At 46.0% G+C, this 22,164-nt stretch carries 22 protein-coding genes; 10 read left to right on the plus strand and 12 right to left on the minus strand.

Going from position 1 to position 22,164, the window contains the following annotated elements:
- The first annotated feature begins 8 nt into the window (after positions 1-8).
- The 4 genes from WG89_RS32210 (at position 9) to WG89_RS18020 (ending at position 4,162) form a co-directional block, all read left to right on the plus strand.
- Entirely contained in the window at positions 9-617 is a 609-nt protein-coding gene (locus tag WG89_RS32210; RefSeq protein WP_062268519.1) for a pilin, read from the plus strand.
- 108 nt (positions 618-725) lie between these two features.
- Complete coding sequence (locus tag WG89_RS18010) at positions 726-1,484, plus strand: hypothetical protein (protein ID WP_153301667.1); 759 nt, start codon at positions 726-728, stop codon at positions 1,482-1,484.
- Between the two features lie 835 nt (positions 1,485-2,319).
- Positions 2,320-3,630 (plus strand): group II intron reverse transcriptase/maturase, encoded by a 1,311-nt coding sequence (gene ltrA, locus WG89_RS18015; RefSeq protein WP_079253906.1) that lies wholly within the window; start codon positions 2,320-2,322, stop codon positions 3,628-3,630.
- Positions 3,631-3,907: 277 nt separating this feature from the next.
- Positions 3,908-4,162 (plus strand): type II toxin-antitoxin system Phd/YefM family antitoxin, encoded by a 255-nt coding sequence (locus WG89_RS18020; RefSeq protein ID WP_062268521.1) that lies wholly within the window; start codon positions 3,908-3,910, stop codon positions 4,160-4,162.
- A 177-nt stretch (positions 4,163-4,339) separates the two neighbouring features.
- Here the strand turns inward: WG89_RS18020 and WG89_RS18025 are convergent, their stop codons facing one another.
- A complete protein-coding gene (locus WG89_RS18025; RefSeq protein WP_062268522.1) occupies positions 4,340-4,735 on the minus strand; it encodes a PIN domain-containing protein in 396 nt (131 codons plus the stop codon).
- The gene (locus WG89_RS18030; protein WP_062268523.1) at positions 4,732-5,004 is read right to left on the minus strand and encodes an AbrB/MazE/SpoVT family DNA-binding domain-containing protein; all 273 of its coding nucleotides are present in this window, start codon (positions 5,002-5,004) and stop codon (positions 4,732-4,734) included. The genes WG89_RS18025 and WG89_RS18030 overlap by 4 nt, the downstream gene beginning before the upstream one ends.
- A gap of 245 nt (positions 5,005-5,249) precedes the next feature.
- Here WG89_RS18030 and WG89_RS18035 point away from each other — a divergent pair, with 245 nt between their 5' ends.
- Positions 5,250-6,011: a hypothetical protein gene (locus WG89_RS18035; protein ID WP_172806850.1), complete on the plus strand. Its 762-nt coding sequence runs from the start codon at positions 5,250-5,252 to the stop codon at positions 6,009-6,011.
- On the opposite strand, the gene WG89_RS32960 is transcribed toward WG89_RS18035, so the two are convergent.
- From WG89_RS32960 to WG89_RS18055, 5 genes are all read right to left on the minus strand, one after another.
- Entirely contained in the window at positions 5,959-6,588 is a 630-nt protein-coding gene (locus WG89_RS32960) for an IS630 family transposase (RefSeq protein WP_079253905.1), read from the minus strand. The two genes, WG89_RS18035 and WG89_RS32960, sit on opposite strands and share 53 nt — an antisense overlap.
- Positions 6,552-7,004 carry a winged helix-turn-helix domain-containing protein gene (locus tag WG89_RS18040; protein WP_062260948.1) on the minus strand — a complete coding sequence of 151 codons (453 nt, stop codon included), beginning with the start codon at positions 7,002-7,004 and terminating at the stop codon, positions 6,552-6,554. Before WG89_RS18040 ends, WG89_RS32960 begins: the two co-directional genes overlap by 37 nt.
- A 470-nt stretch (positions 7,005-7,474) precedes the next feature.
- Positions 7,475-7,870, minus strand: a complete 396-nt coding sequence (locus WG89_RS18045; RefSeq protein WP_062268525.1) for a nuclear transport factor 2 family protein — start codon at positions 7,868-7,870, stop codon at positions 7,475-7,477.
- A gap of 68 nt (positions 7,871-7,938) precedes the next feature.
- Complete coding sequence (locus WG89_RS18050; protein WP_062268526.1) at positions 7,939-8,280, minus strand: hypothetical protein; 342 nt, start codon at positions 8,278-8,280, stop codon at positions 7,939-7,941.
- Positions 8,281-8,329: 49 nt separating this feature from the next.
- A complete protein-coding gene (locus WG89_RS18055; RefSeq protein WP_062268527.1) occupies positions 8,330-8,692 on the minus strand; it encodes a hypothetical protein in 363 nt (120 codons plus the stop codon).
- Positions 8,693-9,456: 764 nt separating this feature from the next.
- Between WG89_RS18055 and ltrA (WG89_RS18060) the strand changes: the two genes are divergently transcribed.
- Positions 9,457-10,677: a group II intron reverse transcriptase/maturase gene (gene ltrA / locus WG89_RS18060; RefSeq protein WP_479686495.1), complete on the plus strand. Its 1,221-nt coding sequence runs from the start codon at positions 9,457-9,459 to the stop codon at positions 10,675-10,677.
- A gap of 76 nt (positions 10,678-10,753) precedes the next feature.
- Here the strand turns inward: ltrA (WG89_RS18060) and WG89_RS18065 are convergent, their stop codons facing one another.
- Together WG89_RS18065 and WG89_RS18070 are read right to left on the minus strand one after the other, a co-directional pair.
- Entirely contained in the window at positions 10,754-12,118 is a 1,365-nt protein-coding gene (locus WG89_RS18065) for a hypothetical protein (RefSeq protein ID WP_062268528.1), read from the minus strand.
- 308 nt (positions 12,119-12,426) lie between these two features.
- Positions 12,427-13,605 (minus strand): IS91 family transposase, encoded by a 1,179-nt coding sequence (locus tag WG89_RS18070; protein WP_172806851.1) that lies wholly within the window; start codon positions 13,603-13,605, stop codon positions 12,427-12,429.
- Positions 13,606-13,933: 328 nt separating this feature from the next.
- On the opposite strand from WG89_RS18070, the gene WG89_RS18075 reads away from it, so the two are divergent.
- On the plus strand, positions 13,934-14,893 hold the full coding sequence (locus WG89_RS18075; RefSeq protein WP_062268530.1) for an integron integrase: 960 nt from the start codon (positions 13,934-13,936) through the stop codon (positions 14,891-14,893).
- A 209-nt stretch (positions 14,894-15,102) separates the two neighbouring features.
- On the opposite strand, the gene pepN is transcribed toward WG89_RS18075, so the two are convergent.
- The 3 genes from pepN to WG89_RS18090 all read right to left on the minus strand — a co-directional run bounded on the left by pepN (position 15,103) and on the right by WG89_RS18090 (position 19,125).
- Entirely contained in the window at positions 15,103-17,739 is a 2,637-nt protein-coding gene (gene pepN / locus WG89_RS18080) for an aminopeptidase N (protein WP_062268531.1), read from the minus strand.
- Positions 17,740-18,020: 281 nt separating this feature from the next.
- Complete coding sequence (locus tag WG89_RS18085) at positions 18,021-18,860, minus strand: DUF2797 domain-containing protein (RefSeq protein WP_245662933.1); 840 nt, start codon at positions 18,858-18,860, stop codon at positions 18,021-18,023.
- 10 nt (positions 18,861-18,870) lie between these two features.
- A complete protein-coding gene (locus tag WG89_RS18090) occupies positions 18,871-19,125 on the minus strand; it encodes a DUF1315 family protein (protein ID WP_062268532.1) in 255 nt (84 codons plus the stop codon).
- A 325-nt stretch (positions 19,126-19,450) separates the two neighbouring features.
- On the opposite strand from WG89_RS18090, the gene WG89_RS18095 reads away from it, so the two are divergent.
- From WG89_RS18095 to WG89_RS32965, 3 genes are all read left to right on the plus strand, one after another.
- The gene (locus WG89_RS18095; RefSeq protein ID WP_062268533.1) at positions 19,451-21,217 is read left to right on the plus strand and encodes a trans-sulfuration enzyme family protein; all 1,767 of its coding nucleotides are present in this window, start codon (positions 19,451-19,453) and stop codon (positions 21,215-21,217) included.
- 117 nt (positions 21,218-21,334) lie between these two features.
- Positions 21,335-21,931 (plus strand): DUF1800 family protein, encoded by a 597-nt coding sequence (locus WG89_RS18100; RefSeq protein ID WP_062268534.1) that lies wholly within the window; start codon positions 21,335-21,337, stop codon positions 21,929-21,931.
- Positions 21,932-22,004: 73 nt separating this feature from the next.
- The coding region (locus tag WG89_RS32965) for a transposase (protein ID WP_172806691.1) at positions 22,005-22,164 on the plus strand (160 nt) is incomplete at its 3' end.

Genomic DNA, 22,164 nt, shown 5'->3' on the forward strand with positions numbered 1-22,164 from the left:
TAAGAATAATGAAAAAACAACAAAGCGGTTTTACGCTGATTGAATTGATGATCGTGGTGGCGATCATTGGTATTTTGGCAGCTGTGGCTATGCCTGCTTATCAAGACTATTCTGCACGTGGCAGGGTTGTTGATGGGTTGAGCTTGGCAAAAGGAGCTCAAACCATCGTTCTGGATAATGCTACGAATGCAACGCCTGCTGGACTGGGTGGACTTGGGGCTGGGTTTATGACAAATGCGGCTGTTGGTGCTCCATTAGTTCCTTGTACAGGTGCTGTACCTACATGTATTGTTACCCTTGGTGATGATGGAGCTACTGCTGGTAGTTCTCTTAATGTGAACCAGATTCTAATTAATAATGCGACTGGCGCTGTAGAAGTTACGTATTCGGCGCGTGTTAGTGGCGTTGGTGCCAACGTGCTCGTGCTGGTGCCAACGTCTAATACAGCTGCTTTGGCTGTAGGAGCAAGACCTGCTGGTTCTGTGACGTGGGATTGTTTTTCCGCTGAGCGTTTAGCCGCTGGTACAGGTCCTAACCTTGTTTCTGCAGGTTCATTGGCTGGAGCGGGTAGTGCTACTTTACCATCCAATCTTGCCCCAGCTGAGTGTCGAGGCTAACCTTGGTTAGTTTAGAATATAAACATACTGTATTTATATTCCTAAAAAAGAGTCTTCTATAGGCTCTTTTTTTATGAGTAACAATGTACTTAAGTAGTAAGTATTAGCATGATGCCTTCTAAAAAAAAACTCTATTTATCAAAATTTAAAGCTGCAGCAGTTCATGGTGCTATTTCGCTCATAATTGCTGTACTAATTGGCAATGTTATTTTTTTTTTCTGGTATCCATCTCAGATGTCAGAAATGTTGGAAGGCACAAAAATTTATTGGCTGATTCTCATTGTTGAAATTTGTCTTGGTCCATTAATATCTCTTGTTATTTATAATCCTGAAAAATCAAGAAAAGAGTTGCTCAGGGATTATACTATAGTTGCTGTTATGCAGTTATCAGCTCTTTTTTATGGTTTGTATGCTGTTGCACAGTCTCGTCCAGTTTATATTGTCTTTGTCAAAGATCGTATAGAGATTATGACTCCTGTAGAGTTAGATGATATTGATTTACAAGAAGCATCTCTACAGTATCAAAATTTCTCCTGGTATGGCCCAATACAGGTTTGTACAGAAAGTCCAACTGACTCCGTCGAAAAGTCAGATCTGATTTTTTCTGCCTTATCCGGAAAAGACATTCAACATTATCCTAAGTATTATAGAGCTTGTAAGGAAGAAGAGATTATAGAGAAAACATACCAAGGGAAAAGACTTTATAAAATACTTGAGGAGAGCAGTAAAAGGGATATTGATTCTTTGCCCAGCTTTGAGTTTACATGGCTACCTGTAAAGCACAGGTTTGGGGTTTGGGTTAAGATCTTTCCTAAAGGGCAGAATCAAGGAAGTTATTTCTTGCCAATAAATCCTTTTTCGAACTAGGGAAGTGTGAAAAAGTCCCCTGTGAGCTAATCTTCTATCAGTTCATGCTTGGAGTTCATCATAAAGAATCTGCTCACTTTTTCCGGTTGCGAGTTCACCCATAAAAGCTACAGACTCGTAAAGAGAAGTTCTTACATCGAATGGAGAAGCTGATTCCCTGATCTCGCTTAGAAGCAGTCATTGAACCTTTTTATCTAAAGCCAGGTAATGGAAGCCGTCCTTATCTGAAAGCGACTATGTTACGTATTCACTACTTGCAGCACTGGTATAGCCAGCAATATTAATATTAAAAGGACACCCAGTGCGCCGAGATAAATCGGCAAGAGATTGAAGGTGAAAGCCCTTCATCCGGTAAGGTCTAGCAAACCGCCGGAACCCCGAGTCATGGGCGGTTGTCAGTAATGGCAATGGTTAAGCGTTGACAGGGGAAGATACAGGCTCAGTATTGAGCTCCGAAATCATTATCGAGAACGCCGACCTTGTTGGGTGAAAGGGAAGGCAAAACGACAAAGGAGCGTTATCGCAAGCACCTTTGTTGGTTCTCCGGAGTCTGTAGACCTGGTGCATGTATTGATGTCTCTTGTGCGGAACTCGGGAGGCCCTGTTTGCGATTCGCACTATTCCATGCGGGTCAGGTTCGGTGAAGTCTGTTTGACGAAGACCGAACATCTTTGCAGGCAGGGAGTCAGATAGTTTCATAGTAGTGAAGAAACCGGCGAACAAAGKGAAGGTAAAAACACCGCAACACGGCGGAGCCGGKGGAGCGAAGGAAACTAACCATCAAGAACGGCGTGACAAGCCGATCCAGACAGTGACACAGAGCATGGAAGGACGGATGTCAGGGCTATCACGTCTGCACACAGCAGCAAAACGGGAACGGTCGCTGCAATTCAATAACCTGCTTCATCATATAACCCCTGAACTGCTCTTGAAAGCCTATCAACGGTTAAACAGAAATGCAGCAAGGGGGGTTGATGGTGAAAGCTGGCAAAGTTTCGGTCAGAATCTGGCCGAGCGGGTGCAAACACTTCATACGCGCATTCATACCCAAGCCTATAAACCCCAACCTGTGCTCCGAATCTGGCTACCCAAACCAAACGGCGAACGCCGTCCAATAGGTGTGACTGCAGTGGAGGACAAGGTGGTGCAACAGGCACTGGTGTGGGTGCTGGAAGCGATCTACGAAGCAGACTTTCTCGGGTTCAGTTACGGCTTCAGGCCGGGACGAAATCAACATCAGGCACTGGACGCAGTGTACATGGCGATAACCACCCGGAAAGTCAGTTGGGTAGTAGACGCAGATATCAGCCGTTTCTTCGATCAGATTGACCACGGTTGGATGATGAAGTTTTTGCAGCACCGGATTGCAGACAAAAGGCTACTCAGGCTGGTAGAGCAAACGCTCAAGGCAGGGGTAGTCGACGATGGCCGGAAAATCAGGACAAGGCTTGGAACCCCTCAGGGAGCAGTGATTTCACCACTACTGGCGAATATCTACCTCCACTATGTTCTGGATTTATGGGCACACCAATGGCGCAAGAAACAGGCCAGAGGTGAGGGCTACATCGTCCGCTTTGCGGACGACAGTGTGATGGGCTTCCAATATCGCTCAGACGCGCTCAACTTCATGACTCTAATGAATAAGCGGTTGGAAAAGTTTGGTCTGGAGCTGAACAGGGATAAAACCCGACTACTGGAGTTTGGCCGATTTGCAGAGAACAATAGAAAACAGAAAAACCGGGGCAAACCGGAAACCTTCGACTTTTTAGGGTTCACTCATATCTGTTCAACAAGGCGCTCAGATGGGGGCTTTACGGTAAAACGGTTCACCGGTTCGAAAAAGCTGACAGCCAAACTGAAGGAGATCAAACAGATCTTGCTGAGAAATCGTCACAGAGATATCTTCGAACAGGGTAAATGGCTGAAAAGTGTCGTACAAGGACACAATAACTACTTTGCAGTGCCCGGAAACCTGAAAGCGATTAATCTCTTCAGGAGGGAAATCTGCCGTTACTGGCTGAGAGCCCTGCGAAAACGCAGCCAGCGCCACACCCTGACGTGGACAAAGATGACGAAACTCATCAAATACTTCATCCCGAGCAGTACACTCACACACCCATACCCAAATCAGCGAATGTGTGTTTGATTGATGGTAGGAGCCGTATGCATTAGTAGTGCACGTACGGATCTGTGCCGGAGGGGTGATGAACTAATGGTCTAAAAACTGTTGGTAAATCAACCCTTTACGGCGATCACATTTGTGTGGGTTTTTCTTTAGTAGCTATAAAAAGCCACTTCTTATCTTTGACAATCTAACCGCTTGCTCTACGCAGCTTCCAGCTTTCCAGCCAGAATTGTCCTATATTTGACATTTATGACTAGTCAGACTGGTTTTATTGAGGGGCATCATTCAGGAGATAAAAATGGATAATCAATGGCAGTTGCAAGAAGCGAAAAGCAAGTTTAGCCATATTGTGGACAGAGCTAACGAGCATGGACCGCAATTTTTGACTCGACATGGGCACAAGGCAGCTGTGGTAATCTCATTTGAAGATTATCAGAAAATGTCTGCACCGGAGGAAAGTCTGAGTGACTTTCTCAAGATGCCTCCCTTTGCAGATTCTGATTTTGATGTGTTTGATAGAGCCAAAGAAGTCTCCAGAGATATAGACTTGTGAAAAAATGGAACACCTATGCCAGTCATTGATGGGCTCATAGCAGTCACTGGTTTAGTACATGACTGCACTGTAGTCACTCGTAATACAAGCGATATGCGATTGTGTCAGGCTCAGTTGTTTAATCCTTGGGAGAATGATTGACACCGAAGCATCGTGACGGACTGCTTTGAAAAATGCTTATGACGGCTTTTTCATCCCAAGGTCTTTCTGAGCATCCTTATCAAAAGAAAAGATTTCCTCGCAGCCTGCTTTTTGGCATTTTATTGCAATTAAGCAGTCATTTAATTGTGGTTTCACCTTCTTATATAATCTTAATGCTGCCTGCATGTCGGATGAGTTTTCAATGATTAACTCTTTAGTAGCGAGGAGGCTTTCCAGAATAGCAATCAAGTCTGCTTTTTCCAGCTTATAGCCTCTTTGCAATGTGAAATAGAGTTCCAGTATGACAGGTTCCGAGATATAACCCTGATATTCAGGAGTGAGCTGTCTGAACAGCTTTGAAGCTTGTCTGGAATGAGTTTTGTGGTCTTGAGTCAGAAATCGGAGCAAGATGTTTGCATCCAGGCCAATCATATTGCCATCCTTTTATCTTGATCATCGTTATCGTCTTTTCCTGAAAAGCCTTCTGAAATACATGCTTTGATCTCGTCATCTGAAAGGCTTATATCGGTTTTTATAACACCACATAGAGACATAATACTGAGATTTTTAGGGGCAATTTGCCAAGAACCATCATCCTGTTTGATGAACTCTAGTTGGTCTCCTTCGTTTAGGTTTAGATCTGCCCTGACTTTGGCGGGTATAGTAATCTGACCTTTTGAGGTTAATTTTGCTATTGTCATTTCTGACTCTCTATTTTTTGGAATTCCTTACATTGTAGTAAGGAATTATTAAATTGCCTTATTTCTGCATACTGAATAAAGATTGTAGGTAAGGCTCCTATAGAAATAAGTATTGATAGTGGGGTGCTCCTATCGATCTAGCAGCCGATGACAGTCCAATCAACGGTCGATAACCCATACCTATGCTGACTAATAGCACCAAACCATTAGGGTCAAGCCTCATAGTTACTGTTATGGGATTTGTCTTGGTTATTATGTGGAGTACCCACCTGGTATTGGATGTGGAGTTATCCAGCTATAACTTCCGTAGGGTTGTGCAGGTTACTTTCTTTCTTCTTGTCTTGATCTTGTGTTTATCCCGGTTCAGTACGCTGAAGATTTTTGATTATCTGCCTTTGTCTGCAAAGTTGATGATCTTGATTGCTTTGTTTTTAGGCTCTGTCTCCGCTTTGCAAAGTCAGTTTCCCATGAAAGGTCTTCAGGAAGTTGGACTTTATTGCTTTCTGATATTGAGTACATGGGTTGTTGCAGACAGTGTTAATGAAAAAAATCTGGTAAGGGTCGTTATAGTCACAGGATCGGCGATTGGGCTGTATGGCTTTGGCTACCTTTTTCAATACGCCATTCATTTGCAATACCCGCCGGATTCATGGATGCATACTGTTTATGGTTTTACTAATCCCAGAACTTTGAATCATGCCCAAAACTGGTTAATTCCATTGTTAGCCCTTCTGCCTTTACTTGCGAATGAAAAAACAACACTGTTAAAGAGACTGAGCTGGCTTCCACTGACTGTGATGTATTTTTTCCTGTTTTTGTCTGAAAGCCGTGGTGTTGCACTGGCACTCTTAACCAGTGCTGTTATTTGCTATGTCTTTGTGCAGGGTTCAATGAAACCTCTGTTGCGAATCCATTGCAAAGCTCTGATAGCAGGGCTTCTTATTGATATGTGCATTAACTACCCGAAAACGTCTCCAAACATGCATAGGCAGTATGCTCTGCTCTAAAGAAACCAAGAATGATACCTTGACTCCTCTGAAGCTTCTTAAGGCCTGATGAAATGGCTTTAAGGAATTGATCTTTCGTTCTTAAGATCATTCTTCCTATACATCCTGATTTCAGGAATCCCCAGACAAATTCATCAGGATTGAGCTCTGGGGAATAGGCAGGCAATACATGTATTCCCAATAATCGAGATTCTGATTTGAGGTAATTCTGAACTTTCTTTGCTTTGTGTGCCGGGTGACCATCGACTACTACTATGACTGGACGATCATGGCCTTTCAGCAACTGTTTCAGGAAGCGTATAAAAACATCTGCATTGAAACGGCCAGGTATTGTCATATATTTCATAGTGCCTTCGCCGCTCACTGCTGAAATCATATTTATTGAAAATCGAGCCCCTGTTGCTGGAACGATTGGAGTCCTTCCTCTATGAGCCCAGGTGGTACCACTGTGGTAATCTGAGCGAATACTGGCTTCATCTGCGAAGTAAATGACAGCATTCTGTTCCTCAGCTTCTTTTCGTAGCTCGGGGTAACGTCGGGTTAACCAGTCATTGACTTTTTTTGATCCTGTTGCCAGGCTTTTCGTACAGGCCTCTGAGGACTGAGACCCAACCGTTTGAGCATTTTACCGACGGCTGCTGGGTGCATAGACACTCCAAACTCAGACTTGATGACAGAAGCTACAATATCCCGAGTCCACATAGCCTTATAAAACCCAAAGTCAGTGGGGAGCTTTGATGAAATAATCAGTGTGAGCTCTTCTCTCTGTTGCAAGCTCAGTTTGGAAGGCCGACCGTTGATAGGTCGAGTTTTCAGGGCTTCCAAGCCACCTCGTTCATAACGATCAATCCAGTCGTAAACGCATGACCTGTGAGTAGAATACTTTTCGGATAGCTGATTGACAGTGGCGCCCTCCAGCCATAGGTGTATAGCCTCTAAACGAATAGATTCTCGAACATCATGGGAAATTTTACGGCCGTCGACTTTGCTCATGTACACCTCAAATATGAGGTGTCAGTTATACAGAAACTCTTGTCGGGAAGTTTTGGCCCAGATCAATATACAGAAGTCTTTGTCGGGATGTTTTGGCCCATATCAATAAATACTTGACGCAGAGCCATAGTCACTTGCTATAACCCTTGCACTTTGTGGCTTATTTTAAGTGTTTGTTCATCGTCCAGAGTAACAACTAACCAGTCGAACTGAACTTCACTAGATTCACCAAGCTGACCGTATATATAGTTACTAGTATTAGCAAGCTCATCAAAAAAACGATCTTCTTTTGCAGCCGTAACTCCATCAATGATGCTATGTGCAAAAGCCAGAAATTCTTCTTATGTGCCAATTAGGTATGACTCGTTCCAGCCAGTTTGGGCAGCAATGACTGGACCAGAATTTTTTCTATTGCTCATATTTGAATTACAGAACTCTAAAAGGTTATAACGCTTCAAACAGTAGTTTATCTACTGCTTTGATTTGTTAAAGCTAATTTTAAATGGTTCACATGGAGTACCTTGATGAAACAGCATTTGCCAAATTCCTCCATTCAATTTCCAAATCGAATTTCGTATAGAATAAGATATAGATTCCTCATTTGGCCTTTGTATAGTTGCTTTATAGATTAACTGTGCTAAGCCCTTATCGAGTATTCTAACCTCGTAATCTTGCTGGGTAAAAATTGGAGAAATTTCACCTGGAATTCGACTCAGCGCATGAGATTTATCATAAGGCTTACCTGTGCTTGGTATTTCCATGAAGTCATCAGCTAGTATTTTTTCAAGTTCTTGTCTAGAAGAACGAACCTCAGGCTTTAAGCAATACAGCTCTAACTCAATCAATGTATCTCTAAGTGAAGTCAATTTATTTCCTTACGGCTTTAGCACCGCCGAGGCCCAGCCACCTTTGCTGGCGTTGCTGCTTGGCCTTGTTACATGTTGACGTACTTTCTATATTTTGGTTTTTCAAATTCATCATCTAGGAAGTGAGAAAGTTTATTTACCCACTTACTACCTTCTTCGCAGAAGCCCATTACATAAGCGCCCGACCAATTGTCCCAGCCGAGCCCCAGCTTAATACCGTCCTTTTCGACCTCAGCCACAACTTCGTCTAGGCTGATCGCTGGCTTTGATACTGGCTCAAACCCAAAATTCTCTTGAAGCAGCTTACTTATTACAGGAACCAAACTAGCAGAAGCATAAAATACCTCATATGTTTGCTGCCCATTTGCAGCCGTATATGTTTTTCCGCCTAAATCTTTGAGCATACTCATGACATGTAACGCCGCCAGCACGCGTAGCGTGCGAATGTGGTTGGCCTTGTTATGTACGTTGATAGACCTTGTTAAAGAATAACAATGGTAAAGCAATAGCAACTACCAATGACCATGTGTATATGAAAATAGCTGCAATGGTATGTGTGAGAACTAGGAGCATTGCCCTATTTTTTTGTTTGCCAGCTATTAAGAGCAAGCCGGTAGTAAAGCTGATTAGTATGGAAAGCAAGGTAGACAGAAATAACCAGCGATTAGGTTCGGCCGGAGAAAGGACATACTTTACGGCTTCGTAAGCCAATTCATATGAGTTAAAGCATTCAGGGCGGGCAGAGAATAAAAATATCCACCAAATTCCTAAGAGTGCGGCGGCACCGAGAAGGCTAAGTGTTCCTGCGATCTTGCTATCCATTGCGGTCTCTTAATGCATAACGCCTCAATAAAGGGCCGGAACGCAGCGGCGAAGCCGCGGAGTGGAGGTCCAGCCCCGCAGGGGCGCCTTTGATTGATTTGGTACGCCCGACATGGGCATGAACTTATGGGGTGCAAGTCCCCTGTGGGAGAACCGGCACCGGTAATTTTTTTTTCCGGTGATAACCACTAGCCGACGGCAAGTGTAGTCTCGCGAGGGGCTGTGCGGAGGAAGCCCGAGTGCAAAAGTGCGAGTCGACGAACAGAAACTGCATATAAGGCCGAGCCTTGGAGGCGAGCGGGCCAATGATCGCGAAGCCTTTTGGTTCACGAGGTGCGGTAAATGCAGCGATTGTGCACTGACAGTTCATGTTCTTATTCGGGGAGGTCTGCCTGACAGGCGACTGTGATTATTCCCCAGTTTGGCCACTGGTTTAACAGGCCGGGCATTTCGGCCTCATCAACCGGAATGAGCGAACACGATGAACTCACGGTAGCGCACTCAGGGGCAACTCAGTGTGTGTTCAGGCAGAAGTCAGCAGAGGCCATACGACTGCATGGATGCAGGAGCTAGAGTAACGCAGGAGCAGTTACCGCGTAGTTGTTCGGCAGGAGCCGCCAACGAAGGGCCGAACACCGGAACAGAGAGGAGGCCTGCTCATCTCCAGATCGAAGCGCCGGAGAGCCTTGACTCGATTTGGGCGACAGAGCCTGTACCCGACTTTTAACCCGAATCTATTTAACTGCGTATTGGAACCGGCCAACGTGCACAAGGCATGGAAACAGGTCCGGTCGAATAAAGGGGCCCCCGGCGTGGATGGTATGACGCTGGAAGCTTTCCCGGATTTTGCCAAACGACACTGGTCATCCGTACGCCAATCCCTTCTGGAAGGGACTTATCAACCTCAACCGGTCAGGCGCAAAGCGATACCGAAACCGCAAGGGGGAGAACGGATACTGGGAATACCCACGGTGATCGACCGGGTGATCCAGCAGGCCATTGCACAGGTGTTACAACCTATCTTTGACCCTTCGTTCTCCAACAGCAGTTTTGGCTTTCGCCCTGAGCGTTCGGCCCATGATGCAGTACGTCAGCTCAGGCAACATATCAGAGACGGTGGTCAGGTTGCCGTAGACGTTGATCTCAAGCAGTTCTTCGACAAGGTAAACCATGACGCCCTGATGGTGCGGGTAGCCCGCATGATCAGGGGTAAACGACTGCTGAAACTGATCGGTGCCTATCTGCGGGCCGGAGTCCTGGTTGAGGGCCAGATTCAGCCGACACGATTAGGGGTTCCGCAAGGCGGCCCACTGTCTCCGTTGTTGGCCAATATTATGCTGGACGATCTGGACAAAGAACTGGAGAGACGAGGGCATCATTTTGTGCGCTATGCCGATGACTTCGTGATTCTCGTTAAGAGCCAGAGTGCTGGAGAACGGGTGATGAACAGCATCTGTCGTTTTCTGGAGCGTCGTCTCAAGCTGCAGGTCAATAAGGACAAGAGCCGGGTAGTCAAAGCAACAGACTGTGAGTATCTAGGCTTTACTTTTCCCCGCAATCGCATTGTCTGGACAGATAAGTCTCTGAACCGTTTCAAAAGGAAGGTCCTTGAACTGACCCGGCGCAGTTGGGGTATCAGCATGGTGAAACGGATGCATCTACTGGCTCATTATCTGCGAGGCTGGATGGGTTACTTTGCGCTGTCAGAGTATTACCGACCCCTTCCCGGACTGGATGAGTGGATACGACGCCGAATCCGATGCTGTTTTCTGAAACAGTGGCGTTATCCCCGGACAATCGTCCGTAAACTAGTCAATCTGGGAGTTAGTTTGAAACAGGCCGTGATGCTGGCAGGCAGCAGTAAAGGGCCATACAGACTCGCGAAAACCTATGCGGTACAGCTGGGTTTAAATAATGGTGTTCTAGCCTCGTTGGGGTTGCTTTCAATGAAAGAGTTATGGATCAGGTTTCACCATTCTCGGTGAACCGCCCGGTGCGGACCCGCATGCCGGGTGGTGTGGGGAGGGCTGAAGAAAAGTCAGCCCTTACCCGATTTATATTTCACTTGCTCGATCTCACCAACTCTTTAGCAGTATCAATTAAATTATTGATTGTATCAAAAGCCTGTTTGTTATTAATCTTCGTATCACTACTTTGCTTTATTCCTTGAACAGGTGACCTATAGATTTCCATCACAGATTCTAAAATCAGTTTGTCCTTATTATCATTATTTTTTAACTGATCAGCATAAGAGTTTACTGTTAAAGCTACAGCGGATTTAAAAGCATATTCTTCTTGAAAATTACGCTCTTTAGTATATTGAGAAATAGAGAATAGAAGTAAAAATACCGCCGGAATTGATTTCAAAGAATTTACAGCAAATACGTAGAGTGAAATTGTTTTTAAATCTGTATCTCCAAACAAGAAAAATATCCAGAATACTGTCAATACTGCAGATATCGGGACCACCCACCTCCAAAATTCAACAGGTTTTGATAGCTCGCTTTTTCTTTGCTTAAATGTCTCAAAGAGAGATGCGCCTACTTCGCGACCAATCAAGTCATTAAGATAGTTATTTCTTTCTTCAAAATAATCTGTTTTACCTTCAACAACGTTCAGTTTATCTTCATATCTTTCATCTTTTTGCTTTAATCTATCGAGCGTATTTTCAAAATCCGTTAAAACACTTTCGCTCTTACTGTTATGAGCTTTAAAGTTATCTTTTTCCTCGCTGAGAAAGCTTTTTATTTCTTCTGTTTTTTCTTTTCCTGATTGATAGATCGAAGATATTTTTTCAGCATTTACTGTGGCTTGATTTAGTGTTAAATTGATTTCCTCAGCATGATTTCTTGATCCTGCTAGTAGAGATTCAATTTCAGAGATCTCTTTTCTTTTTATCTCTAAGAACTCTTCTACCTCATTACAACTTTTCTCTATTCTATTAATAAATTCAGTCCTGCGTTCATTAGCAGAATCCAAGCTCTCAGAAATCAAGCTTATCCTTTGCTGCTCTATAATTAGATCTTCTTCCTTCGCTCGGAAATATTTTCTTTTCTGCTTTTCCCATATTCCAGATACTGCTTGATATTGAATCAGTCTGTTGAGAGGTTCTATAATATTTTGTAGCTGCCCATTTCTAAGATAAGAGATCAAATAAGTTAGATCATTATTTAAACTCCCTCCACCATACTCATTATTAAAATTATACTGAAAAGGTAAGGCTTTGATGTATAGTCCATTTAACTCTTCACGAAACTGAGCAAAAACTTTATTAATGAGAATAACCATTTCATTTATTGTGTATTGGTCATTTACTTTCGCTTCGAGTTCGTCAGGTTTATACCTTTTTCCGATCTCTTTATTAATGTTTAATGATTCAAACTCTTCAACTAGTTTTTGGATTTCTGTTATTTGATATTGATTCATAAATTACTTTTTAGTGAAATATAACGCTTAGTTTAACCGCCCACTGCAAGTAATCGAAGCGCCACAAGACTTAGGCAAAACACTCTGAAGTTCATTGGGTCGGATTACAACGTCTTGTTGGACGCGCCCTTGCACGGGCCCTTCTATGTATTTATCTTTGTACGACTTGAGTCGTTATTGAGCCTCAGCCACGAGATTTATAATCCCAGGGCCGGTGAATGGGATCATTTTTGAGTATAAATATCCCTTATTATATTCTGCTTTCATGCCTTTTACCGCGCTAATATAAACGTTGCCCTTATCTGGCTTCAGGCAGTCAGATTCAGTGCTGTCAGGTTATTCAGTATGAAGACCCATTGAGTGGTTGGGTCCCTGCCTCTGAACAGTCGTTCTTTCTGTTGCAGTTTTTGCTGGCAGACAGGGCATAACACCTGTTCGCCGTAGCCCTTACTGATCAGATAGTCTTGCCAGTTCTCAGGTTCTTCATCATGGCTGACCGGTGCTTGCTGGTGTACTGCCCGAGCTTTATTCAGTGCCATTCGTTTGCCACTGGTATAAAGACCGTAAAAACGCAGTGTTCTTTTGCCCCTGTCCGGTACATGAATCAGCAATTGTCGGATAAAGCCGGCTTTTGAATAACGATGGACTTCTCGCTGACCTGTCTGATGGCTCTGATACCTCAGTAGTATTCTGTCATCCGCTTCATCTAGCTGTTGATTCGTGATGGGTCCGCCTTTTACGTAGCGTGCCAGATAATTAATGACACCTTCGCCATGCTCATAGGGCTCCATGATCTCAACGTGCCAGTCTTTCCGGCCCAGCTGGTTGACCAGATTGTTGAAACGAACAGGGGGCAAATTGTCCGGCTTTCTTATCAAGTCCGCGTGTCTCTTCAAGGCCGCACAGAATTTCCCTCTGAAGAGGCGCATGATGACACGATAAGGCAGGAAACATTTTTTGACCGGTTGAACCCAGTCTCCCTGAGCACTCAGCCCACCATTACTGATCAGACAGTGCAGATGTGGATGAAGGCTAAGGTTACGTCCCCAGGTATGCAGGTTCAGCAGAAAACCGGTATCAGCCCCCAGGTATTTTTTGTCGTTTAATAGTTGTTTAAGTGTTTCACTGGCGGTCTGGAACAGGATATCCGTCATCAGGCTACTGTTCATTAGCCAGAGCTCATTCAATTCATGAGGAAGAGTGAATACCAAGTGGCGATGAGCCGTATCCAGAAGGATATTCTTTTTACGGTCGAGCCAGCGTTCAATTTGTATTTTGTTGCATTGAGGGCAGTTGCGATGTCTGCATGAGTTGTAACTGATGCGTTCAACATGCCCTTCGGGGCAGGCTTGTATATGGCCACCCATAGCGGCCGTTCTGCAGTTTATGAAATCATTAGCCGCTTTATATTGATGCAGTGGCAGTTTTTTATTCTTGCTATAGAATTCAAAGTCCTGCCTGAATATTTTCTGAACCGTTGTGTTCATGAGTTCCATCGGATGATCAAGAACTCTCAAAGATAGAACACAATCCTGTTATTAACTTCCCCCAGCGCTAGCTGGGCGCGTGCAACAGCTATTAGAACTCAAACGAGTGATATTAGATATTACACTCACACGCGGTATATCCCCCTAAATCAGGGACAATTAACTCACTTGAGATATATCCAACTTTTCATTGTGTTGAAAAGTCATTAATTATCAATAGGCTATAAATTATTTTGCCTGCTGCTCTGAATAAGCTGCGAGTGAGTTATTTGCAATTTTGGCATTCTCTTTAATAATACTGTACAAAATAACAGTAGTTGAGTTTATCATGCCTTCTCCTTTTATGACTGAAGTACGCAACACCCTGAGAGTGAAGCGCTATAGCTATAAGACTGAACAGTCGTATTGTTATTGGATCAAGTACTTCATACGCTATCACCACATGAAGCATCCACAGAATTTAGGGCCTGATCATGTCAGACAGTTTTTGACTTATCTTGCCGTTCAACGCCGTGTTGCAACCTCAACGCAAAACCAGGCATTGAATGCTCTGAACTTTTTATACACGCAACTTTTAGGTAGGCCCTTGGGAGATGTCAGTAATCTGGTCAGAGCTAAGAAGGCCACCAAGATTCCTGTGGTGTTTGAACGCGATGAAGTAAATGCTATTTTCTCCGTGATCAGCTCTGCACATAAGTTACCGGCTCAGCTGATGTATGGCTCAGGGCTTCGGATCATGGAATGTCTTCGCTTGCGTATTAAGGATATTGATTTCAATCGCAAGGCGATTCTTGTTCGCAGTGGCAAAGGCAATAAAGACCGGGTAACCATCTTGCCTGATCCCCTTATTCCCGACCTGCAGGCTCGCATAAGCGAGGTTCGTTTATTTCATGCCTTAGATAGAGAGGCCGGTTTTGGTGAAGTATGGATGCCGGACTCTCTCGCAAAAAAATACCCATCAGAAGCAAAAAGCCTGCACTGGCAGTATCTTTTTTGTTCACACAAGCGATCTATCGATCCCAGAGATGGCTGCGAACGGCGTCATCACATTGATGACAGCACTTTGCAAAGAGCTGTAAAGCGAGCCATTGAATTATCAGGTATAGAAAAGCAAGGAAGTTGTCATACTTTCAGGCATTCTTTTGCCACTCATTTGCTCGATGATGGTTACGATATCCGGACGGTCCAGGAGCTTCTTGGGCACAAGGACTTAAAGACAACCCAAATCTATACTCATGTACTAAACCGTGGTGGTCATGGGGTTAAGAGTCCGTTGTGCAAGATATAAAAGACACGCTACCGCCCAAAGACTTTAACTGTATAAAAAATACTGAGCGTTTGTCCCTGAGCTCAATGTGCACCCTGCTTTTCTGAAACGGGTTCAGTTTTTATAATTGAGCGACATTGTGCCAGTATCTGAAGCGAAAGGATAGGTGTTAGTACTTAGAAGAGTCTACTCTGCTTCCTGAGGGGAAACAGAGTAGAGAGAGGCAGGAATTACAGGCTCTTGGTCACTACTTCATAAATATCGGTAGACAGATCAGGCACCGCCTTGATCCGCTCCAGAGCTTTTCTCATACGCTCACGAATCGTTGGCTCGTACTTTTTCCAGCGTGTCAGCGGTGTCATCAGTCGAGAAGCGGTTTGCGGATTCTGTTTATCCAACGTGATGATCCAGTCCGCCAGGAACTCATAACCTTCACCGGTGCCAGAATGGAACTGTTTCATATTCCCGCTGGCAAATCCCCCAATCAACGCTCTCAGCTTGTTCGGGCTGGTGCTGTCGAAGGATTCATGCTCCATCAATGACTTCACATGCTCCAGGGTGCCCAGGGCTGGACTGCCACTTTGCATCATGAACCAGCTGTCCATGACCACCGAGTCATCTTTATAACGACCCAGATAATCATTGAGCAGAGAATCAATGGTGGCCCGACTCTGGTAGCTGGAATTAATGACGGCCCCCATGGCCGAACGCAGGTCGGTCATGTTGCTGGCATTTCTGTACTGATCTTCTGCCAGTTGCTGCAGGCTGTCGTCTTCCAGTTCGGTCAGGTAGCCAAGGCAGATGTTTCTCAGGGTACGCTTGGCAATATCACCCGCTTCTGGACTGTACTCTCCTTTCAGTTCCAGGGCTTGATAGAGTTCCAGCAGTTTGTCCTTATGGGCCACAGCAATGGCCTTGCGAACACGTCTTCTGGACTCACAGATCTGCAGGGGATGAATTTCTTCAGCCTGCTCCGCCAGACTCGCCTCAGAAGGCAATCTCAGCATTTCAGCTTTAACCGCTTTATCCAGCTCATCATCCGCCAGAACAACACCAAAAGCGTCGATCAGTCTGGAATCAATCTCGGCTTCTTCACCCTTCAACAGTCCGCTCACCAGATCTTCGATGACAGTTGTCGCCAGACGTTGACCAGCATCCCAGCGATTGAAACCATCGCTGTCGAACTTCATCAGAAATACCAGATCTTCACGACTGTAGTCGTAGTTAACACGAACCGGCGCAGAGAAGTTTCTGAGAATAGACGGCAATGGATTTTCTTTCAGACCTTCAAAGCTCCAGGTTTCTTCTGCAGCCGTAACATGCAGAACCTGTTCAGTCTCGCCCGCTTGGTTCAGAGGCAAAGCCTTGCCATCCTTGTCCAGCAGAGCAACCGCTACAGGAATATGGAAAGGCAGCTTGATGTCCTGACCCGGAGTGGCCGGACAACTCTGGCCAATGGTCAGGGAGTACTGTCCTGAGTCCTGATCAAAACTGTCTGTAACCGCAATGACCGGCGTTCCCGCCTGGTTGTACCAGTTACGGAACTGGCCCAGACCAACGCCGGAGGCTTCTTCCATAGCTTTGACAAAATCTTCACAGGTAGCCGCTTCACCGTCGTGACGATCAAAGTACAGGTCTGAACCTTTGCGGAAATTATCTTTACCGACAATGGTCTGAATCATCCGAACCACTTCACAACCCTTTTCGTAAACGGTCAGGGTGTAAAAATTGGAGATCTCGATAAATGACTGCGGACGAATAGGATGAGCCATGGGGCCAGCATCTTCAGCAAACTGTGCAGTCTTCATGTATGAAGCATCTTCAATCCGCTTGACGCCTCGTGAGTTCATGTCAGCCGAGAACTCAGCATCACGAAAAACGGTAAAGCCTTCTTTCAGGCTCAACTGGAACCAGTCACGGCAGGTCACCCTGTTGCCGGACCAGTTATGGAAGTATTCGTGAGCAACAATCGCTTCTACCCGCTGATAGCTGTCGTCCGTCGCTGTTTCGGGGCTGGCCAGAACGCAGGAAGAGTTGAAGATGTTCAAACCCTTGTTTTCCATCGCGCCCATGTTGAAATGATCCACAGCTACGATCATAAAGATGTCCAGATCGTATTCACGGCCATACACTTCTTCGTCCCATTTCATGGACTTTTTCAGGGAGAGCATGGCGTGGTCGCACTTGTCGATATTGTGGGACTCGGTGAAAATTTGCAGCGCCACTTCTTTGCCACTCATGGTGGTAAAACTGTCTTCCACCACTTCCAGGTCGCCCCCTACCAGGGCAAACAGGTAGCTGGGCTTTTTGAACGGGTCTTCCCAGGTTACCCAGTGTCGTCCACCTTCGAATTCGCCACGGGCAATATCGTTACCATTGGACAGCAGAACCGGATAACGGCCCTTGTCAGCAATCACCTTGGTGGTGAATTTGGACATCACATCCGGACGGTCCAGGTAGTAGGTAATCTTGCGGAAGCCTTCTGCTTCACACTGGGTGCAGAACATGCCGTTGGACTTATACAGCCCTTCCAGAGAAGTGTTTTCCTGGGGACGGATGCGGGTCACAACGGTCAGGGAGAATGCCTTGCTGGCTACCGGCACAGTCAGGCTTTCTGAACCAAGAATATACTGCTCGGAAGTCAGCTCAGAACCGTCAACGTAGACACTGACCAGTTCCAGGTCGATGCCTACCAGAGTCAGATTCGGGGTATCGTCCCCATGATCTTCATTACGACGCACGCCTAGTACCGAGGTGACCAGAGCATGATCTTCAAACAGATCAAAAGTCAGATCGGTAGTCTCAATCCAATAGTCCGGAGCCTGATAATCTTTCAGATAAATGGCTCTGGGTTGCGCGTCTTTCATTTTCAACCTTCCTTTACCATGGCCGTGCTTTGTTGTTATTCGAATCCAGCTGAACTCAGGCTCCTGGTGCAGCCAAGCGTTTAACTCCGTTCATCCTGAGCCTGTCGAAGGATGCTGGTTATGCACTTCGACAGGCTCAGTGCGAACGGTATGGGGTTTAGCGCTTCGCTTTACTCGTCACCTACCTGGACATTTATGGCACGACACGGTCATGGCTGTTTTCGTGTGAGAGCTTGTGGCTCGGGATTTGAAGGACACAAAAAGCATGCCCTTCACACTGATCAGGCAGCAACCGATACGTTGACCTGATAAGAGGTATGCTTGCGAATATTGATCACACCGGTATCAAGGATCAGGTACTGCCCCTTGATGCCCATCAACACACCTTCAATAACCGGTTTTTTGTCAAAGGACATAGAAGTCACTTTGACAGGATATTGCTCTACCGGATAACGAATATCAACGATTTCCGGATCATTGACCGGGGTAATCGCCTGCAGACCAAACTGTTCCTGAAACGCTTCCAGCCGGGTGCGATTCATATCCAGCAAGTCACTGGCCTGGGCTTTGAGATCCAGAGGATCAGCGGGCCCTTTCAACATGGCGCGCCAGTTGGTGCGGTCATTAACAAATTCTTTGAACAGGGTTTCGATCAAGCCAGACTGCTGTCGTGTAGACACCCGAATAAAAGGCAGAGCCTGAGTCGCTCCCTGATCAACCCAACGGGTAGGAACCTGGGTAGCGCGGGTTATGCCGACTTTAAGGCCGGATGAATTGGCCAGATAAACGACATGGTCTGTCATACAGAACTTTTCGCCCCAGGCCGCATCCCGGCATGTGCCTTCGTGATAGTGACACTTCTCCGGACTCATGATGCAGGAGTCACACTGGGGCAGCTTTCTGAAACAGGGGTAACAGAATCCCTGACTGAAACTTTTCTTGGTCTTTCGACCGCAGTGGCAGCAGTTGATCTCGCCCTGGTATTCGAGCGTCAGCTTTTTGCCCATCAGTTCATTCAGAGGCAGCAGGCCATCGCCCACAGGTAGCTGGTAATCAACCGGCTGACCGTCTTTCAGCACGGATTCCATCTTGCGCAGTGCGCCACTCAGACTTTGAGTCAAGTTCTATACCTCAGTCTTTAAAGCGCAGAATGGTGGTTTCAGACTCATCCTGTTTGGATGAACTCTTGCAGCCCACAGGCATGTAACCAATACGCTCTTCTTCCGGAAGATTGTCATGCTCCCAGGCAATCAGGGCTTCCAGAATGCCTTCTCGCTGGTCCGGCATCAGCTTGTCACCATTGGGCCAGCGGCTCAGCTCCAGTGACTGTTTCATGTTCTGGTAGATTTCCGGCGTCATCTGGGCCAGAAAGTCCTTAAGCTGCATCAAATCCACTTACCCTCATCTGAATAGTTCCTGGCGGACAGGCCGTTATGACTGGCTCAGGGCCACATCCAGGAAAAGAATTTTACCTTTCAGGCTTTTTAGCCCGTTACAAGGCAAAATAAATATGAAAGGATAATACTATCAAATCGCCACAAGCGAAGATGCCCATAGCGTAAAAAAATGCCTATAGCGGTAAAAAGTGCAGTCTGCATCACCTTACCGGGATGTTTGCTGTAATTCCCAATAAAAACAAGCCTTAAGCGGAAAATGAATCCTACTCTGTATCACGAAGTTGGGGCATTTTCTTGATAAAAAGGACACATTAATGGCTAACCAGATTCCTGTTATGCAGCGTCTGTCTCCCGTTCGTAATTCTACCCAGGCTCAGAATGCCGACGCCCTGGCCACTGAGCAGCTTCAACATTTTGGTATTCAGCCTGATACCCCCTTTGGGCAATCTTTACTCAGTGCTGCCAGCAGTCTTTATCAGGCAGGCTCCGACATCAGCCAGTTCGAAAACCTTTGCCAGGCCATTGCTTCACTGCCTGAGTCGGACAAAATCAGCCATTTCAATGCCAAAAAGTTTCTCTGTTTCCAGCTGGCCAAACTGATTGATATGCTGCAACCCAGCATGAAGCACGCCTATCATGCCCTGGAAATGGATGTCAGCAGTCTTGCCGTAAAAGGCGACTACCCTTTATTTGCCAATGTCGGCGCCCTCTTCTCTGCGACCCCTGCGGTCGTTAAGACCGCCACTTATCTATATGCCTGCACTGAGTGGGTTGAAGATGCCTTTCACGGCAAAGAAAGCACTCACCCGATTTACAGCCGCCTGCTAAATCCTACTTCTATCTCTCTGGCCAATACCCTGACCGCTCTGGAGGCAGGGGAAAATGCCGGTGAGTACATGACCTGGAATTTCAACAGTGGCATGGCGGCCATTGACGCCCTTCTTGCCAACCAGCTCAGGCATGGTGACATTCTGCTCAGTTCCCGTAATGTTTATGGCGGCACTTTCCAGCTGATGCAGGATTTCTATGCCCGACCTGATCGCATGGCAGTAAAGTTAGAGTGGTTTGACGGATTCTGTGGCGAAGCGTTCAGCGAGAAGCTCAAGCAGGTTGAAAAGAAGTATCAGCAGGCTCTGACAGAGGGAAAAAAGATTCTGGTTTACCTGGAATCCCCATGCAATCCCCACGGCAATGTGATTGATGTCGCCAACATCTGCCAACAGAGTCATGAGAAGGGTTATCTTGTGGCTCTTGATTCAACTCTGGCCACGCCCTTCCTGCATCGTCCTCTGCGCAACAAGGACAAGAGCAAGCGACCTGACTGGGTCATCCACAGTTACACCAAAGATATTTCCGGCTCTGGCAGCGCTACCGCGGGCGGCATAATTGGCGAAAGTAGCCGTATGTTTTTGCCGAAAAATACCGAACATGATGGCATTCGCTGGGATGAAACCCTGTTCTGGGACGTTTACTACATCAAAGGTGCTTTTCTGGATGCAGATAAATCCCTGGACATCATCAATGGTCTGAAAACCCTGGAAAGCCGAATGCTGTCCAAGTGCATCAACACTCTGGTTTTCAGTCACTACCTTGATGCCCATGACCAGATCCAGGTCAACAGCCATGCTCTAAACAGCCACCCCAACTCGGATTTACGGGAAGAGCAACTCTATCTCGGCCTGCCCAGTCCGTTGTTCAGTATTGATATGGAAAAAGCTCACATTCCCAGAGAAGCTTTCATCCGTTTCTTTGATGCCCTGGAACCGGCTTTTGGCCATATGGTCAGCCTCGGCCAGAGCAATACCTTGATTCTCTGTCCGGCCTTAACCTCTCATTCCGAAATGGATGAAGCCGCCCAGAAAGAAGCCGGTATTTTCCTGACCACCATTCGTGTAGCCATGGGAGATGAAAATCCGAGGGATCTTATACGACAGTTTAAAGCTTGCGCCAAACTCCATCTGGATCCAGTTATGCCCGGCTTTTCTGATCAGTTTATGTCGGACGAAGCACTGGAAACCATGATTCGGGAGACTCACCTGGATGTTCACCGCAGGCACCTTGAGTTTATGAGTCAAACGTAATTCAAGTTCGATAAAGTAAGTAAGCCATCACAACCTGACTTTGGCATTTGAGAATTAATTCTCAGAACAAATAAAAAGACGGTGCACAACTGAAATATTTGTTCGATAACTTCTGATATGAATCATCAATCAGAACCCAAGGATCAGGTTGGACCGCTCATGCAGGAAAATCATGAAAGAGCAGCCTTAGCCGCCCATCGGTTTGGATACGGTGCCAGGCCCGGTGATCTGGAAAAGATTCTGCCTGATCCTGAGAAATGGTTACTGGATCAACTGGTGATTCCTCGCCACTCCATCACTCAGCCCTCATCGGGAGAATTGATGAGGGCTTTGTACGACTTCAGCAAGGCCAGGAAAGACGCCAAAAAAAGCATGGCTGAAATGCCTAAAAACCCGGCACGCCGCTTCTATATAGAACAATCCGCAGCCACCGTTCTGGAAGCCATCAACAGTCAGACTTCATTAAGCTGGCGCCTGCTCGACTTCTTCTCGAACCACTTCAGTGTCAGTGCCCAGGGCAACAGAATGCGTATGTTGGCGCCTACTCTGGAGAGAGAAGCCATAGCCCCTCACATGCTGGGACATTTTGAAGACATGCTGCTGGCCGTTGAACAGCACCCAGCCATGCTGATTTATCTGGACAATGAGCGCTCTATTGGCCCGAATTCAAGAGCCGGAAAAAGGAGCAAAAGAGGTTTAAATGAAGGCTCTTAATGGATTCTGGGGAGCTGGTTGAGGACGAGTTATTTGACTATGAATAGAAGACGTTTTCTTGTACAAAAGTGTCATGAAACTTTATGACCTCCTCGACAACGCCAAGTGCTTTGAACAGATACGCCAGATTCGCTGGCCTGACGGGGTGAAATGCCCACACTGTGCCAGCTCAGACATAACCCGCCAAGGCAAGGACGATTCACAGCCTGACAGACAGAGATATTCTTGTAAAG

The sequence above is a fragment of the Endozoicomonas arenosclerae genome (assembly GCF_001562015.1).
Lineage (GTDB): Bacteria > Pseudomonadota > Gammaproteobacteria > Pseudomonadales > Endozoicomonadaceae > Endozoicomonas_A > Endozoicomonas_A arenosclerae.

Excerpts from the sequence above, each read along its gene's own strand:
- WG89_RS18090 (WP_062268532.1), bottom strand. The coding sequence starts at position 19,125 with ATGCAGCTTAAGGACTTTCTGGCCCAGATGACGCCGGAAATCTACCAG.
- WG89_RS18070 (WP_172806851.1), bottom strand. The coding sequence starts at position 13,605 with ATGAACACAACGGTTCAGAAAATATTCAGGCAGGACTTTGAATTCTAT.
- WG89_RS18025 (WP_062268522.1), bottom strand. The coding sequence starts at position 4,735 with ATGATTGGCCTGGATGCAAACATCTTGCTCCGATTTCTGACTCAAGAC.
- WG89_RS18050 (WP_062268526.1), bottom strand. The coding sequence starts at position 8,280 with ATGAGTATGCTCAAAGATTTAGGCGGAAAAACATATACGGCTGCAAAT.
- WG89_RS18100 (WP_062268534.1), top strand. The coding sequence starts at position 21,335 with ATGAATCATCAATCAGAACCCAAGGATCAGGTTGGACCGCTCATGCAG.
- WG89_RS18055 (WP_062268527.1), bottom strand. The coding sequence starts at position 8,692 with ATGGATAGCAAGATCGCAGGAACACTTAGCCTTCTCGGTGCCGCCGCA.
- WG89_RS18065 (WP_062268528.1), bottom strand. The coding sequence starts at position 12,118 with ATGAATCAATATCAAATAACAGAAATCCAAAAACTAGTTGAAGAGTTT.
- pepN (WP_062268531.1), bottom strand. The coding sequence starts at position 17,739 with ATGAAAGACGCGCAACCCAGAGCCATTTATCTGAAAGATTATCAGGCT.
- WG89_RS18040 (WP_062260948.1), bottom strand. The coding sequence starts at position 7,004 with ATGAGCAAAGTCGACGGCCGTAAAATTTCCCATGATGTTCGAGAATCT.
- WG89_RS32210 (WP_062268519.1), top strand. The coding sequence starts at position 9 with ATGAAAAAACAACAAAGCGGTTTTACGCTGATTGAATTGATGATCGTG.
- WG89_RS18030 (WP_062268523.1), bottom strand. The coding sequence starts at position 5,004 with ATGACAATAGCAAAATTAACCTCAAAAGGTCAGATTACTATACCCGCC.
- WG89_RS18095 (WP_062268533.1), top strand. The coding sequence starts at position 19,451 with ATGGCTAACCAGATTCCTGTTATGCAGCGTCTGTCTCCCGTTCGTAAT.
- WG89_RS18020 (WP_062268521.1), top strand. The coding sequence starts at position 3,908 with ATGGATAATCAATGGCAGTTGCAAGAAGCGAAAAGCAAGTTTAGCCAT.
- ltrA (WP_079253906.1), top strand. The coding sequence starts at position 2,320 with ATGTCAGGGCTATCACGTCTGCACACAGCAGCAAAACGGGAACGGTCG.
- WG89_RS18075 (WP_062268530.1), top strand. The coding sequence starts at position 13,934 with ATGCCTTCTCCTTTTATGACTGAAGTACGCAACACCCTGAGAGTGAAG.
- WG89_RS18010 (WP_153301667.1), top strand. The coding sequence starts at position 726 with ATGATGCCTTCTAAAAAAAAACTCTATTTATCAAAATTTAAAGCTGCA.